This window comes from Shewanella sp. AC34-MNA-CIBAN-0136 (assembly GCF_040309945.1).
Lineage (GTDB): Bacteria > Pseudomonadota > Gammaproteobacteria > Enterobacterales > Shewanellaceae > Shewanella.
In genome coordinates, this window is the sequence record NZ_JBEOPJ010000030.1 from 1 (window position 1) to 16218 (window position 16218).

The window sequence follows — 16218 nt, forward strand, 5'->3', positions numbered from 1 at the left end:
CATGACAGCAGTTTGTCGAATATGCCCATGCGTCCCCTTCGGGGATAAAAGAGTAGGTCATTTCCAGGCGCCTAATTGACTTTAGAGAGTCGCGAAACAGCCCGCTATCATATAGCGGGCTGTTTTGTGTAAAAAACAATATGTAGCCCTTAACTCTCCATAATGACCGCAATCAAAGAGCTCGCTTATTTCGATGGCATTAATTAAATGGCTATTTAATATAAGCAACTTTATGAAATCAACAATACCACTCAATACACTCAATAAGGTGGCGTTGTTTAAGATTCTCTCTGACAGTGTTACGCGTTATTTATTTTTTGCTTTAGGTCATAAGCATCGTCGGTAACAACACGTTCAAGTACTTCAATTCGTTGACGCAGGGCGTTAATTTCATCATGCAGTGCTTTATTGTTAGTTTCTTGTTCTGCAGTCGTATGCGATTGTCTTTGCTTCAGCTTCATGATAGTGACAATAAAGCTGCCTAAAATGGCCAGAATAGGAATTAATAATGCCAATGTTGGTGGGTTCATAATGTGTCCTTAATTGTTTCTATTTATTGTGACGTTTTCAAGCAGAAATACTAGTGACAAAAGTCATCATTGTGAAATGATCTCCAACTTATTCATTATGTTATAAATTAGTTGTTATCTTAATTATTGATTATAAAGTCTATTTTTTATTTTAGGTTATTAGTAACTCACTTTTTTATCCATTGCACTTGATATAGCGCCAGTGGTCCATATATCTAATTCTGTAGCAGGAGCGAATCATGAAATGCTCGATCGAGGTTTCAGTAAACTTGCTACCACAGTGCCGTAAGGGCTGTGAAAACTAAACACCACAAACAGACTGTGGTCATTTTTACATATTGCTTTAGACAAGGGTATGAACATGCGTAATTTTAATATTTCTCCAGATTTAACACCTCTTTATCGTAGTGCTATCGGTTTTGATCGTTTAGCACAACTTGCTGAACATGCTGCAGCTAACAATAGCAACAGTGGTTATCCTCCTTATAATATTGAACTTTTAGGCGAGAATCGTTATCGGATAACGATGGCCGTCGCGGGTTTTTCTATGCCAGAACTCGATATTATGAGTGAAGGTGAAAAACTATTAGTAAAAGGTAATAAGACAGCTACAAGTGATGAACGTAAATATTTGCATCAAGGGATTGCTGAGCGTGGTTTTGAGCGCACTTTTCAATTAGCAGATCATGTACGAGTAATCGGTGCGGAATTAGAACACGGTTTATTAAATATTGATTTAGTACGTGAAATTCCAGAAGCAATGAAACCTCGTAAAATTGATATTGTTGCTACCAACACCCTTAGTTAAGGCGTTATTGTGAATTAATACGATTGATGGCTTAGGTGTTAATAGCATTTAAGCCATATTCTCAACCTTCTAGTTTATCTCCCCCCAATTTAGCCAATTGCTTACGCCTAGTTTGTTATCAAACTAGGTTTTTTTGTATTCATCATTTATTCAAAAGCACTGGGCCAGGGCCTTGATCTGCAAGAATATCGTTAGGATTATACAGTGGGCAATTTGTCATCGATAAACAACCGCAACCGATGCAACCTTCTAGTGAATCTTTCAATTTTTGCATTTGAGCGATCCGCAGCGTGAGTGATTTATTCCAAACATGTGATAATTCTGCCCAATCTTCTTTAGTTGCTGTTCGTTCATTGGGTAAAGCAGCAAAAGCCTGCTTTATATTATCCAACGATATCCCTAATTGTTGCGCAGCTTTGATGAGCGATATTCGCCTGATAACGTCTCGTGTATAACGACGTTGATTACCATTATTGCGCCAACTGCTGATGAGACCTTTTTGCTCATAAAAGTGAATCGCAGAGATATTTATTCCACAACGCTTAGCGACTTGGCCAACACTTAACTCAGTATCTACTGACATTCAACCTCCGAATTTTTTATCATTTTGGCAAAAATAGTACTTTACCTCAAGTTAACTTGAGGTATTAAGCTGTGTTGCATTAATCATAAGGAGATAAGTGATGCGATTAGAACATTTAAATCTAGTAGTTAATGACTTAGATGAATCATTAGTATTTTATAAAGCCGCCTTTCCACACTGGCGAGTGCGTGGTGGTGGTGAGTCAGTCTGGCATGATACGCCACGGAAATGGCTTCACTTTGGTGACGATTATCATTATTTATCGTTAAATGATTCTGGTAGCGGCGAGGTGCGCGATCTTAAAAGTAATGCATTGGGTTTGGCACATTTCGCTTACGTTGTGGACAATATTGATGCATTAGTTGCTAGGTTGTCACAAGCGGGTTTTGAGGTGGCGATTATGGGTAGACACGACCCTTTTTATAAAAGCCGTTACTTTATTGATCCGAACGGATTTGAAGTTGAGTTTGTTGAATACTCAACGGATATTCCTAGTGAACGAAATCAATACGGTGGTTAGTAACTTATCAATATGCACCATTGGGCTTATAGAGTAAGCCCAATGGTTTTGATCAAAATCGATTATCAACAAAAGCCATAGGTTAATAGCAGGTTAGCTAACTAAAGGTAGTGTGATAAGTCGCTGTTAGCGGTAAGCTCAACTTCTTGTTGTTTACCATGGAATAAGTAAGCCGCCTCTTTACCAATAAGGTGTAATTTATCGCCCTGGCGCCATAGGGCGCTACCTTCTTGGATTCCGATCACCGGTGTCAGTGGATCGACCATGGTAAACTCTAACAGTCGTTGCGCACGTGTTTCACCATTATGGCCTGGCATTTGGTAATTGGTGTAATGCGGATTTAATTGGAATGGCAATATACCCAATGCTGTAAACGAGGGCGGTTCGACAATTGGCATATCATTGGTGGTACGAATACTGGCTCCAGTAATGTTTGATCCCGCACTCCAACCCACATACGGCATGCCATTTTCTACTTTTTCACGAATTAAATGTAGCAAGTCGTAGCGATATAATTCGTTGAGCAATTGGAATGTATTGCCGCCACCAACCAAAATGCCTGCAGCATCTTGAATGGCTTGTTTTGGGTCTGCAAACTGATGAATACTACTAATGGTAATTGTTAGGGGTTCAAGTGCCGTTTGCACTTTTGTTAAATACTCATCATAACTTACACTGACGCCAGCATAAGGAATAAACAGCCATTGTTGTCCTGGTTGAGTGAGTGGACGAATAAGCTCAACGGTATGGCTTAGATATGTCGAATTACCGACCCGTGAGGCGCTCAACATTAATGCATTAATGGGCATAAAAAGTCCTTTTTGGTTTTAGTTTTTGACAGTTTATCAAAGATTAATCACTGCCGACACAGAGTTTGTTTTTGTAGTCTATTTTTCAGTTTCAATTAATCAATTCTCCCTAGACTCTGCTCGCGTGAATTTCAAGACGATGTTTTATCAAGTTAAAAAAGAGTCATAAATCTTTTTTAATATAACTAAGCTTGAATTTTCATTTTATGGACATATTATGTCTGTAGTAACAATCGTAAATCGGCACTTTTGCCATACAGGAGCTTAAATGAAGCGTATATTTTTGTTGATTGCAACCAACTTTGCCATCTTACTGGTTGCCTCAATTGTAATGTCTATTCTTGGGGTTAATACCTCAACGATGGGTGGACTGTTAGTATTTGCTGCCATTTTTGGTTTTGGTGGCTCGTTTATCAGTTTAGCCATTTCAAAATGGATGGCGAAGAAAACCATGGGCTGTGAAGTTATTACGCAACCACGTGACAGTATGGAACGTTGGTTAGTTGAAACGGTTGCACGCCAAGCTGAAAAGTCTGGTATTAAGATGCCTGAAGTGGCTATTTACCAGTCGCCAGAAATGAACGCATTTGCAACGGGTCCAAGTAAAAACAATGCGCTTGTTGCTGTGAGTTCTGGTTTGCTTTACGGTATGACTCAAGATGAAATTGAAGGTGTACTTGCACATGAAGTGAGCCACGTGGCGAACGGTGACATGGTGACATTAACCTTAATCCAAGGTGTGGTGAATACTTTTGTTATTTTTGCTGCGCGTGTTGTTGCTGGCATTATTAACAATTTTGTTTCCAGTAATGACGAAGAAGGTGAAGGCCTAGGTATGTTCGCCTACATGGCTGTAGTATTTGTACTTGATATGCTATTCGGTATTTTGGCATCGATTATCGTAGCTTACTTTTCACGTATTCGTGAGTTTAAAGCTGATGAAGGCGCGGCACGTTTAGCAGGCAAAAATAAAATGATTGCCGCATTAGAACGTTTACGTCAAGGGCCTGAATCTGGCGATCTGCCAGCACAAATGTCAGCCTTTGGTATTAATGGCAAACGTTCAATGGCTGAGTTAATGATGAGCCATCCTCCACTAGAGAAACGTATCGCTGCATTAAAAAACAGCTAGTATTCATGCGTTTATCATCATTTATAGTAAAGTTAAACTAAGGAGCCTTTTGGCTCCTTTTTTATTTATTGGGTTAGGTTATGATTGAATATGCCCTATTAATCGGGTAATTATAGTTAACTAATAGTATTAACCGCTCGAATCGATTGCATTTTGTTGTTTAATCACAGCGTATAGGATAGGTTCTGATGTATAGTTAGACTCGGCACTTATATTCATAACACTACTTGTTACAGTATTCATACATATTGAGTATGGCTCGTTTAACATGGTCTATTAAACATTATCAGGATCTTAATATGCTTAAAAAAGCTATTTCTCAAGTACAATTAAGAGAATGGCAGCTAGAAATAAATGATATTTCTGCCGAGTTTCGTCTTACCATCATGTTTTACCAAATTAATGCTGAAAACAGTATTGAAGCTATTTGTACCAGCCAAGGTATTGATGACAATACCCAGCGACAGCATCAAGATAGCTTGTTACAACATCTTAAAGCGGCAGATGCTCAAAGTGTCCAAACGGTAGACAAACATGTTACCGTTTATCATCAGCCTATTCGTTCATCTAAAGGTCATATCATCGGTGTGATCACCTTTAGTGACAAAGCTATCGAACCATCTCAGCAAACATTATTTAAGCCCTTGTCGGCAATGCAAACACGCATAGCGGATATGCTAAGTAATGCCATTCGTTATTATATCAATTCCTTAGCTGTTGATCCTAATGCATCTGAGTCTGTGTCGCTCGATGTTGATTTACAGTCATTTATTGATGCTTTTGATGAACATATGTGGGTTAAAGATGCTAACGGACACTATGTAGCGTGTAATAAAAGTGTTGAGCGAGCTTGGCGAAAGTCTACAGAACAAATTGTTGGCAAAACCGACTTTGACCTTTTTGATCAACGCACTGCAAATGAATTTATTGAGAGTGATAAATTAGCCATCAGTAACGGTTCGACTGTCGTGGTGTCTGAATGTGAAGAAGTTGATGTCAATTTTAATAAAGTCTGGCTCGAAACCATCAAAGCGCCCATTTATAATACCCAAGGTCAATTGACTGGTGTTATAGGGATGACACGTAACATTGCCAAACACAAAGAGGCGCAGGATCAACTCATATTAGCCGCCAATGTGTTTCAAAATGCAGTCGAAGGGGTAGTGATAACAGACAGTAATGGCAATATTACCGAAATTAACCAAGCGTTTACTGATATTACCGGTTACAGCCGCGAAGAGGTTATAGGCCAAAACCCTAGAATGCTGAGTTCAGGTCGCCATCCTAAAAGCTTTTTTGAACGATTGTGGAATACCTTATTAGTCCAAGGCAAATGGCATGGTGAAATTTGGAATCGCCGTAAGCATGGTGCTATTTTTCCGCAAGCGATAACCATCAGTGCTGTATTCGATAAACTCAATATCATTCAGTATTATGTTGCCGTATTTGCCGATATTTCAGCGCAAAAACAAAATGAAGAAAAGCTGAAAAACTTAGCCTATTTTGATCCGTTGACACAATTGCCTAATCGGATGCAATTTATGTCACTGCTAGAGCAAGAGGTAAATCACTCTCATCGGGCTAAAAAGCAGCTGGCTATTGTGTTTTTAGATATCGATTTCTTTAAGCACATTAACGACAGTTTAGGCCATGTTATTGGCGACGAAATTCTGGTTGAATTGGCTAAACGCTTATCTTACGCTTTATCTGATTTTGACGTATTAGCACGTTTAAGTGGTGATGAGTTTGTGGTCATGTTGCCGAGCATTATGGGAACTGATTCTGTAACGTCATCGGTTGACCGTATTCGCAGTGTATTTGAACGACCATTTATATTGGACAATACCCAATCTGTACGCCTTACCGCCAGTATGGGAGTGGCGATATACCCAAGTGATGGTGATGATCACGACAGCTTATTACGTAATGCCGACGCGGCTATGCACCGAGCCAAGTTAGATGGGCGAAATAATTATGCCTTTTATACTGAGTCGATGACCAAACAGGCTGTAGCGCAATTAAAACTGCAAACAGCATTGCACCAAGCGCTGGTGAATGAAGATTTTTATTTAGTTTATCAACCTAAGTTGAAACTGTCTGATCTGTCTCCTAGTGGCTTTGAAGCGTTAATTCGTTGGTCTGATCCTGTCTACGGCAATATCTCTCCAGCAGAGTTTATTCCATTAGCAGAGAAGATTGGTTTGATTTGGGATATAGGTTTGTGGGTATTAAAGGCCGCTTGTTTACAAGGGGTTGAATGGCTAACCCAAGGTAAAATGTTTGAACGCATTTCGGTAAATGTAGCCAGCTTACAGCTGCAAAGAAATGATTTTGTCGATAAAGTGCGCTCGATTTTATTGGAAACGGGATTACCGGCCAAACATTTGGAATTAGAAGTCACCGAGTCTTGCATGATGAATGATCCAGACGCGATTATTCGTGATTTGAAATTGCTTGGCGCCATGGGCATTGCCTTGAGTATTGACGATTTTGGTACCGGATACTCATCTCTCAATTATCTCAAAAAGTTACCAATTGATAAGTTGAAAATCGATCAATCTTTTGTACGTGATATCCCTCATGATGCAAATAACACTGCGATTGCTAAAGCGGTTATTGCACTGGGGCATGCATTGAATTTGCAGATTATTGCTGAAGGTGTGGAAACTATCGATCAAGCAGATTTTCTGCGGCTCAATGGCTGTGATTTGGTTCAAGGGTATTTGTACAGTAAACCGCGATTGCCACAAGATCTTAACGAGTTTTTACCGATATTCCATAACCGTATTAACCTGGCCACTGATATTAAATTAAAGTAAATAAAATAGCAGCTTACATAATTTGTAAGCTGCTTTTATATCACTATTACGACTTTTTAATGCTGTATTAAGCGTAAATATCTACGTTCACAGAGGTTGAATTACTGTTAGCCGTTGCGGTGTTATCACCATTATAAATACTGCTCAATGCCTCAAAGAAAATACTGCCGATGTCCTCGTCAGTTAATCCATCTGTAAGTGGTTTTAATTCATCTAACATAGACTTCAACGACTCTTGCTGCTCGTCGGTCAATGATGACAACATGTCTGTGGTTAATTGCTGTTGATCATCAGACAAGGTCGATACCGCTGTATCTAGCCCAGGCGGGACACCGCCTTTTGGTGGCGGCGGGCCATCAGGACGCGGAGGTCTTTGTGTGTTTTCGGTCGATGTCATTTGCATCGAAGTATTACCACTCGTCACTTGCATATTTACTCCTTAGATATTCTCTGTAATCTATTTTTGATGAAACTACCTAGCAACATATTATTGTTAATTACGTTGTTTTGGTGGTTGTTTCATATCGTCAGGACCATTGGCAGGTACAGCGACAAGCTCGCCATCGATAATTTGACAACTTGCTTCAAGGGTGTCTCCCCGCGGGGTGTCAAAACTAACCTGATCATTTTCAACACTGTTAGCACACGCTTCAACAGCTTCTTTAGGTGGCTTTCTATCATGCGGGTTAGCATTAGCAGCGAAAGATGCTAATAACAGAAAGCTAAGTAGACCAATACTGATTGGCTTAAGAGTCATAGTGACACTCCTTGGTTAGGTAACTAAAGGTAATATAACCTAACAATGTGGAGTAATTGTGCAGAATTGGAGGAGATTTTTATCAGTTATTTATCGCGACTAGTTTATGCGTATATAGCTGGTTATAATGTATTTTATGCAAATATCTCAAAAGCTTTTCTTGGCCTTCGTTGGCCTAACCAGTATTGTACTTATCGCCACGTTATCGTTAGCGAGGTGGAGTTTTGACCAAGGTTTTTTAGACTATATCAACGGATTAGAACAAGAACGTTTACAGCATTTATCGAATGAACTATTGACACTTTATGCGGCTAATCCGGAAGCACAAACCGATCCATCAGTCATGACAGATCAACAATCTACACAAGTGTGGCAGTCGATTAATCAAAAAACATTAACACAAGCCATTTCGCTTCACGCTCCATTTCCAAAAAGAAATAGACCCGGCGACGGGGCAAGACCGCCAAGACCTGCAGGTGATAATCGTCCTCCAATGGGACCTGATCGACGTTTAGGTCCTCCTAGGCAACGGCCACCTTTTTCACCACCTTCTGGTCCACCGACGGGGTTATACTCAGCAGAACAACAGTTTATTAGCGGCGTTGATATTGGCAATGTGGATAATCGGATTAGCTTAACCTTGTTATTCAACGATCGTATAGTAGGCTATTTATACAGTAGCCCTATTCGTGAAGTTGAATCGTCTTCAGCTACCGCATTTTCTCAGCAACAACGTTGGACCAGTATCGGAATCGGTTTATTGTGTTTACTGCTTGCCAGTGCAATTGCTTGGTGGTTGTCACGTTTTCTACTGATCCCCGTTAAACAAGTTATGCTGGGAGTATCGTATTTATCTCAAGGTAATTATGATGAACGCTTATCACCTCAGCGTGCAGATGAGCTGGGTCAATTAATGACCAATATTGATCATCTCGCCATGACGCTATCGAAAAACCGCAGTGCTAAAAATCGTTGGTTAGCTGATATTTCTCATGAACTGCGCACGCCATTGAGTATTTTATGTGGTGAGATTGATGCGATTAAAGCAGGGATCAGGACGTTCGATAACACTCAGCTTAACTCACTTGAACAAGAAGTGCTGCGTATGAAGCACTTAGTCGATGATTTGTATGAACTGTCTTTATCTGATGTTGGTGGACTCCGATATCATTTTCAGCGGGTGAACGTCAGTGAGTCACTACACAGCACGCTTAATAGTATGGCTACCAGCCTACAAGATAAAGGCCTAACGCTACAAAGTCAGCTCCAGCCGGGGGTGTATTTATCTGCCGACGTGCTTCGGCTTGAACAGCTATTTATTAATTTACTAATGAATTCTATGGCTTACACAGACAGTCCTGGGGTAATTGATGTGCGATTGTCACAACAAGCCAAAATGATGATATTAACCATCAATGATACTAAGCCCAGTGCCAGCATTGAAGAGTGTGAACACCTGTTTGAGCCATTGTATCGCCAAGACAGTGCCCGCACACGCCGTGGTAGTGGTGCAGGTCTTGGTTTAACCATCTGTAAGAATATTGTCGAAGCGCATGATGGCACCATTAAGGCCTTCCCATCACCATTGGGTGGGCTTTGTATTGAAGTACAATTATCTATGCACAGGGAATGACTATGAGTGGACATGTTCATCAACAACCATTGACCATATTAGTGGTAGAAGACGAGCCTAAAATAGCGCAGATTTTAGTCGACTTTTTAACCCTTGAAGGTTTTAACACCTTGGTACAACACGATGGTCGTGATGTAATTGAAACGATTAAGTCTCAACAAATTGACTTTATGATTCTAGATTTGATGTTGCCCTATAAAGACGGTTTAACCATTTGTCGTGAATTGAGGCAATTTTCAATGCTGCCAGTGTTAATGTTAACGGCGCGGGTAGATGAAATTGACCGCTTAATGGGCTTAGACATCGGCGCAGACGATTATGTGTGTAAGCCATTTTCGGCTAGGGAAGTCGTTGCTCGGGTAAAAACGATTTTAAGACGAGTTGAGAATACCCATGGCAGTCAAAGCGAGCAGGTTATTCGTTATAAACATCTACAAATCAATATCGAACGCTTTAAATGTCAGGTCGACCAACAAGACGTAGAATTAACCCCTGTTGAGTTTAGATTACTGCATACTTTGCTAAAACGGCCAGGTGTGGTGCACTCTCGAGATAGCCTCATGCAGGTGTGTTATGTCGACGATCGTATTGTGAGTTCACGTACCATTGACAGTCATGTGAAAAATCTACGACATAAGTTAACCCAAGCCAGCCAACAAAAGGAGTTACTGCATTCCATTTATGGTGTGGGTTATAAGGTAGAGTAATGTGCATTTTATTGGTAAGTCTATTTTTACGTTTTAAAGCCGTTTAATAAGCATCTTAATACAATGGGTAAGCTTAGTAGCTGGCGATTAATGTGTATTACTGATCAGCTTTAGTTTCGGCAAAACTCCTTTAAATCTGCACTATTTTTGCGCTTTTGATTGCTAACATCACTATACCTAATGCTCCTAGCTGTCTGGATTAACAAGGAATAGTTTTTATGCCGTCACTAATTTTATTATTACTGCTGTGCTGTCAGATTTTTCTGACCATTACCTTGGTCGTAGTATTTATTGGTGGTTATCAGGAACCGTCATAATTTGACCTTAACGCCAGAGTCTCTTGTTAACCTTTCAAGTATCCACGCGAATCATTTTCTAAGTGTTTTATAAAATGCTCAGCATTTTGTTGTTGCTGTTCCCCTAGCAAGATTATTATCCGATTCAGGTGCATTGCAGCAGCTTTATCGATTTATTACATTTATCTACGATGTTTACTCGCTCAAAGCGTGGCTTTTGTTTAGAATGTCGTTGATATTATTTAGGGTATCAACGTTGTCTTGTGCTGGCATTGAATATACTGGCGCGTTATTAATCATCACTAGCAGAACGTGGCAATTAACCCGTGAATGTTAGACTAAGAGTTGATAGTCGGATAAATTCCGATCACGTAAGATAGACCTTCCACTGGCATGCGCCGTTAGGAATACATTTATACTGAGGTGGACTGTTTTTCTGCCTAGGAGCATTAATGCAACTGTTTGTAAAAGATTTAACCGTTATCGATTTCTCTTACCTTTGTCCTGTTCGTGGCATGGTTGGTGAAAGCTGGATTGTCGATGTGCTATTAGATGGCGGCCTAGATGAGCAAAATATGGTGCTCGACTTTGGTAAGGTTAAACGCATCATCAAAAACACCATTGATGATGTAGCCGATCATCGCTTGTTAATCCCTACTGCGTGTAGCGAAGTGCGCTGGCAGCAAAAAAGCGACCGAGTTTGGATGGATTTTAGCAGTGAAAAAGGTGACATACATTTAGCATGTCCTTCACAAGCATTTGCGCTTATTCCTACAGAAGTGATTGACTACCAAAGCGTTAATGACTTTTTGAAAAAAGCCTTACGTGAAGTGTTACCTGAAAATGTCCAAGGCATCAGCCTCACATTGCGCAGCGAAGTGCTCGATACCCCATTTTACCATTACAGCCACGGATTACGTAAACATGACGGTAACTGTCAGCGTATTGCGCATGGTCATCGTAGCCCGGTAACCGTATTTGAAAATGGTATTGCAGAGCCCAAATGGGACCAATACTGGGCAGAACGTTGGCATGATATTTACCTCGGCACCGAAGAAGACTTAGTGTCAGTAAAAACACTAGAGTTGTCGAAGCAGACTAAAATCAGCGACGAAACTCATTTTGGTTTTCACTATGTTGCGCCTCAAGGTGATTTTCAATTAGCGATGCCTAAGCATTGTTGTGACTTAATTCCTCACGACACCACGGTTGAGATGCTAGCTGAATACATGGCAAAGACATTGGCAAGTCAAGCGCCTGAAAGTCATTTTAAAGTTATCGCTTACGAAGGTATTGGCAAAGGGGCCATTGCGGTAAGAGGTTAATCAAGTATTATTAATGGGCTGCCTAAAGGTGGCCCTTTTTTTATGTTTTTTGTCGCTATTAACAAGGAATGCGTTTCGATTATGTTATTAAAAAATACCGTTTTAAAATCGATATCTACAGTTGCAATGCTGGTGGTCAGCTTTTGTGGCTTAAGTGCTAGTGCGATTGCCGCTGTGACATTTCAAGGCCAGTTTGAACAAGGTGCATTAGTGCGTGGCGCAGTGCCGGTCGGCAGTAAAGTACTACTTAATGGCCAATCGGTAAAGGTCACCCCAAACGGTCAGTTTGCCATTGGATTTGATAGAGACGCTAAGCCAGAACAAGTGTTTAAAGTCATTTATCCAGACGGATTAACAGAAATTAAGCCGTTAACAATAGCCGCAAGACAATACAAAATTGATCGGGTCACAGGCATCAGCCAAAAAATAATGAAACCGGATCCAGTTGCCCAAGCCAGAGCGGCAAAAGATGCCAAACAGACTCGCGCTGCCAGAGACTTATTTAGTCAACAACAGGCATTTATGCAAACATTTATTTGGCCGGTTACTGGCAGAATTTCAGGGGTTTATGGCAGCCAGCGGGTTTACAACGACGTACCTGGTAATCCGCATTTTGGTGTTGACGTTGCGCGTCCAACAGGCACGCTAGTGGTTGCGCCAGCAGATGGTGTTATTACATTAGCTGAGCCAGATATGTTTTATTCTGGTGGCACAGTGATTATCGACCACGGTTATGGTGTTAGCTCTACCTTCTTACACCTGAGTAAACTGTATTTAACCGTTGGTGATAAAGTTGTGCAGGGTGATAAGGTCGCTGCCATTGGTGCCACTGGTCGAGTGACTGGCCCGCATTTAGATTGGCGCCTAAACTGGTTCCAAATGCGTTTAGATCCCGTCTCGATTGTACCGCCAATGGCGACAGTACTGGCTGCAGAGAAAGCGGCAAAATAGTGCTAAGCAATATGTTAGGGTTTCGGTATGACAATTGAACCGGAACCCTTTATTCAATCGTAATGCTATTCGCTTGATAACTTGCACTTCATACGTCCTGAACTCACCACAATGTCAACGCTATTTGCCTCTCTAAATTTATTATCTTTAAACGTTTTCTCATTGTATGTGACAGACTTATATCGAACGACTAAATGCTTATCGTCGACATCACAAAGGGTTCTGGTCATGATCAAGCAAGTGGGTAATACCATTATTGAGCTAAAGCACAAAGCAACATGTCATTGTGGTGCCGTTGAACTCGAGCTCACTTTACCCAATGGTATCGAAAATCCACGACGCTGTGATTGTTCAATTTGTCGTAGAAAAGGTGCGATTGCTGGGTCTGTTAAACTGGATGGGATCAGGGTGGTAAAAGGTCAAGATGTGTTAACGCTTTATCAATTTAACACCAATACCGCGAAACATTATTTCTGTTCTCATTGTGGTATTTATACTCATCATCAACGTCGCTCAAACCCAACAGAATACGGTTTTAACATAGCTTGTTTAGACGGTGTTAATCCATTTGATTTAGGTTATGTACAAACGAGTGATGGGGTAAACCATCCATCAGACCGAGACGTTATACAGCAAATGGTAAGGCATGTTAATAAAAGGGATTAAGTATTGTATTTCCATCTCTGAGTGTCTATTAGAAAACCTCATCATGAATAGCTCTGAATTTGAAAATAAATCTAATGTTATTGTTGCGATGAAGCAATAAACAGAGCATTCAAATATGACTGCTCTGTTTATTAAAGATGGATTTAACTGTTTGTCATTTCTTTAATCATGTCTAATGCAACGGCTTCTGCAATACTGATACCGTCAATACCCGCCGATAAAATCCCGCCAGCATAACCAGCACCTTCACCTGCAGGATATAAACCTTTAGTGTTAATGCTTTGGAAATCGGCCCCACGTTTAATTTGCACCGGTGAAGAGGTACGAGTTTCAACGCCGGTTAACATGGCATCTTTACTGTCGAAACCACGAATTTTTTTACCAAATGCAGGAATGGCTTCACGAATAGCATCGATAGCGAATTGCGGTAATGCATCGCTTAAATCGGTCATTTTTACGTTGGGTTTATAAGACGGCTCAACGTTTTCAAACGGTTTACCAACACCTGCAGCTAAAAAGTCACCGACCATTTGCGCTGGAGCATCATAATTGCTGCCGCCCATGATATAGGCGTGGCGTTCCAATTTACGTTGTAGCGCAATACCTTGAAGTGGATCGTTGTCAAAATCACTCGGATCAATGCCAACAACAATGGCACTGTTGGCATTACGTTCACTACGCGAATATTGGCTCATGCCATTAGTCACTACTGCATGTTCTTCAGACGTCGCCGCCACAACCACACCACCAGGGCACATACAAAAGCTGTAAACACTGCGACCACTTTTGCAATGGTGGACTAACTTATAATCTGCTGCACCTAACATTGGGTGACCCGCGTTAACGCCAAAGCGATCTTTATCAATCATCTCTTGCTTATGTTCAATACGAAAGCCAATCGAAAATGACTGCGCCTGCATATACACGCCTTTATCATGTAACATTTGGAAAGTATCACGGGCACTGTGACCAATCGCAGCAATAACATGTTTAGAATGCAGTACTTCGCCATTTCTCAGGGTGACACCAGTCACTTGACGGTCAGTAATGTTGATTTCATCAACACGGGTTTCAAAGCGAATTTCACCGCCTAAACGGATTATTTCGCGGCGCATTTTTTCCACCATGGTGACCAACTTAAAGGTACCTATGTGTGGTTTACTAACATAAATGATTTCAGCTGGTGCACCCGCAGCGACAAATTCTTGTTTGACTTTTAAGCCTTTAAAGCCAGGGTCTTTAACTTGGCTATATAACTTCCCATCAGAGAATGTGCCAGCGCCACCTTCACCAAATTGTACGTTTGATTCAGTGTTTAACTCACTGGTACGCCAAAAACGGAAGGTATCTTTAGCGCGTTCGTGGACAGATTTTCCACGCTCTAAAATAATCGGTTTAAAGCCCATTTGTGCCAACATAAGCCCAACAAACAAGCCGCATGGTCCCATGCCTATTACCAATGGACGTTCCGTTAAGCCTTCTGGAGCAGTCGCGACATATTTATAATCGGTATCTGGCGACACGCGGATATTATGGTCGTCAGCAAGTGATGCCAATAACGCGGCTTCGTCTACATTGGCTAATGTCACATCTAATGTATAAATTAACGAAATTAAATTCTTTTTACGGGCATCGTAGCCACGCTTAAACACATGTATATCAACCAGCTGATCCGCTGAGATAGAGAGCCTTTGCAATACGAGTCGTTGCAGCGCATCTTCATTATGGTCGAGAGGCAATTTTACTTGGTTTAAACGGATCATGATTTACCTAAAAAGAGACTTAAAAAACAGCGCGTAGTTTACGTGATTTAACCTTAAAATGAAATTATCTATTGATGGTACTTGCTCTATGTCATGCTGTATTCTTTACCTTCATGATTAAATAGTAAAACCGATCACCCAGTTTAGCTCACTCTAGCGGGTGAACTCAGTGTGATACAAGCGAGTAGGGCGATAGGAAGTGCATATGTTGCGATGGATTATATTTCTTTATAGCGTAACAGTTTGTGTGAACGTGCAAGCTGCAACCAATGTGACTTTATTGAGTGATAACGGGATTGAGAGTTGGACCACCAAAGTATTCTCTGGTGAATCAATTTACAGCGTTGGAGACTATAAAGGGCGCCTAGCATTAAAAGCACTCAGTCACCATTCCGCGTCAGGCCTGGTGCTAGAAAAGCAAATTGACCTCATTGCAACGCCTTACCTAAACTGGAGTTGGTTAGTTGAAAAGACGCTGCCGGAGTTAGACGAGCGAAGTAAAGCTGGTGATGATTTTGTGGCGCGAGTTTACGTGGTTATTGATGGTGGTTTTATGGTGTGGAACACCAAATCATTAAACTATGTTTGGTCGAGCAATCAAGCCAAAGGCTTGGTTTGGAACAACGCTTTTGCTGGCTCAAGTGTTAAAATGATGTCTGTGCGAGGACAGCAATCGCAGCAAAGTCAGTGGTATGAAGAAAAACGCAATGTGTATCAAGATTTGATTGAAACATTTGGGGATAAAGGCAGTGAAAAAGCTAACCGCAAAGCGTATCAATACATCGATATGATTGCGATTATGACCGATACCGACAACAGTGGCAAAGATGCAGAAACGTATTATGGCGACATAATATTTACTGAAAAATAGCAACTGATCAACCTGCATTTACTGGTGCTTAGCGACCTAGCAAAGTCG

Annotated in this window: 16 protein-coding genes; 10 read left to right on the plus strand and 6 right to left on the minus strand. The window is 40.9% G+C overall.

The genetic code is table 11. The features are described from left to right. Window positions 1-299: 299 nt before the first annotated feature. Window positions 300-530, minus strand: a complete 231-nt coding sequence (locus tag AAEY94_RS20015; RefSeq protein WP_101087475.1) for a hypothetical protein — start codon at window positions 528-530, stop codon at window positions 300-302. Between the two features lie 361 nt (window positions 531-891). Here AAEY94_RS20015 and AAEY94_RS20020 point away from each other — a divergent pair, with 361 nt between their 5' ends. After that, entirely contained in the window at window positions 892-1338 is a 447-nt protein-coding gene (locus AAEY94_RS20020; RefSeq protein WP_101087476.1) for an Hsp20 family protein, read from the plus strand. Between the two features lie 142 nt (window positions 1339-1480). On the opposite strand, the gene soxR is transcribed toward AAEY94_RS20020, so the two are convergent. Further along, entirely contained in the window at window positions 1481-1921 is a 441-nt protein-coding gene (soxR, locus tag AAEY94_RS20025; RefSeq protein WP_101087477.1) for a redox-sensitive transcriptional activator SoxR, read from the minus strand. 97 nt (window positions 1922-2018) lie between these two features. On the opposite strand from soxR, the gene AAEY94_RS20030 reads away from it, so the two are divergent. Then, entirely contained in the window at window positions 2019-2441 is a 423-nt protein-coding gene (locus AAEY94_RS20030) for a VOC family protein (RefSeq protein WP_197708452.1), read from the plus strand. Between the two features lie 101 nt (window positions 2442-2542). Here AAEY94_RS20030 and pepE read toward each other — a convergent pair whose 3' ends face one another. Beyond that, complete coding sequence (pepE, locus tag AAEY94_RS20035; protein WP_350979806.1) at window positions 2543-3250, minus strand: dipeptidase PepE; 708 nt, start codon at window positions 3248-3250, stop codon at window positions 2543-2545. Between the two features lie 268 nt (window positions 3251-3518). On the opposite strand from pepE, the gene htpX reads away from it, so the two are divergent. Then, entirely contained in the window at window positions 3519-4382 is an 864-nt protein-coding gene (htpX, locus tag AAEY94_RS20040) for a protease HtpX (RefSeq protein WP_101087480.1), read from the plus strand. A 299-nt stretch (window positions 4383-4681) separates the two neighbouring features. Further along, window positions 4682-7201 (plus strand): putative bifunctional diguanylate cyclase/phosphodiesterase, encoded by a 2520-nt coding sequence (locus AAEY94_RS20045; protein WP_101087481.1) that lies wholly within the window; start codon window positions 4682-4684, stop codon window positions 7199-7201. Window positions 7202-7268: 67 nt separating this feature from the next. Here the strand turns inward: AAEY94_RS20045 and AAEY94_RS20050 are convergent, their stop codons facing one another. After that, window positions 7269-7631: a hypothetical protein gene (locus AAEY94_RS20050; RefSeq protein ID WP_242445174.1), complete on the minus strand. Its 363-nt coding sequence runs from the start codon at window positions 7629-7631 to the stop codon at window positions 7269-7271. A 63-nt stretch (window positions 7632-7694) separates the two neighbouring features. Beyond that, window positions 7695-7958, minus strand: coding sequence for a hypothetical protein (locus AAEY94_RS20055; RefSeq protein ID WP_101087482.1), 264 nt, complete (start codon window positions 7956-7958; stop codon window positions 7695-7697). 136 nt (window positions 7959-8094) lie between these two features. Here AAEY94_RS20055 and AAEY94_RS20060 point away from each other — a divergent pair, with 136 nt between their 5' ends. The 5 genes from AAEY94_RS20060 to AAEY94_RS20080 all read left to right on the plus strand — a co-directional run bounded on the left by AAEY94_RS20060 (window position 8095) and on the right by AAEY94_RS20080 (window position 13536). Beyond that, complete coding sequence (locus AAEY94_RS20060; RefSeq protein ID WP_350979810.1) at window positions 8095-9591, plus strand: ATP-binding protein; 1497 nt, start codon at window positions 8095-8097, stop codon at window positions 9589-9591. A gap of 2 nt (window positions 9592-9593) precedes the next feature. Further along, a complete protein-coding gene (locus tag AAEY94_RS20065) occupies window positions 9594-10298 on the plus strand; it encodes a response regulator (RefSeq protein WP_059745107.1) in 705 nt (234 codons plus the stop codon). A gap of 748 nt (window positions 10299-11046) precedes the next feature. Then, window positions 11047-11919: a 6-carboxytetrahydropterin synthase gene (locus AAEY94_RS20070; protein WP_162022824.1), complete on the plus strand. Its 873-nt coding sequence runs from the start codon at window positions 11047-11049 to the stop codon at window positions 11917-11919. A gap of 126 nt (window positions 11920-12045) precedes the next feature. Next, window positions 12046-12870 carry a M23 family metallopeptidase gene (locus tag AAEY94_RS20075; RefSeq protein ID WP_350979832.1) on the plus strand — a complete coding sequence of 275 codons (825 nt, stop codon included), beginning with the start codon at window positions 12046-12048 and terminating at the stop codon, window positions 12868-12870. 228 nt (window positions 12871-13098) lie between these two features. Then, window positions 13099-13536, plus strand: a complete 438-nt coding sequence (locus tag AAEY94_RS20080) for a GFA family protein (RefSeq protein ID WP_350979812.1) — start codon at window positions 13099-13101, stop codon at window positions 13534-13536. A gap of 143 nt (window positions 13537-13679) precedes the next feature. Here the strand turns inward: AAEY94_RS20080 and AAEY94_RS20085 are convergent, their stop codons facing one another. Continuing rightward, window positions 13680-15299 carry an NAD(P)/FAD-dependent oxidoreductase gene (locus AAEY94_RS20085; RefSeq protein ID WP_350979814.1) on the minus strand — a complete coding sequence of 540 codons (1620 nt, stop codon included), beginning with the start codon at window positions 15297-15299 and terminating at the stop codon, window positions 13680-13682. A 205-nt stretch (window positions 15300-15504) separates the two neighbouring features. Between AAEY94_RS20085 and AAEY94_RS20090 the strand changes: the two genes are divergently transcribed. After that, entirely contained in the window at window positions 15505-16170 is a 666-nt protein-coding gene (locus AAEY94_RS20090) for a DUF3047 domain-containing protein (RefSeq protein WP_350979816.1), read from the plus strand. Window positions 16171-16218 lie beyond the last annotated feature (48 nt).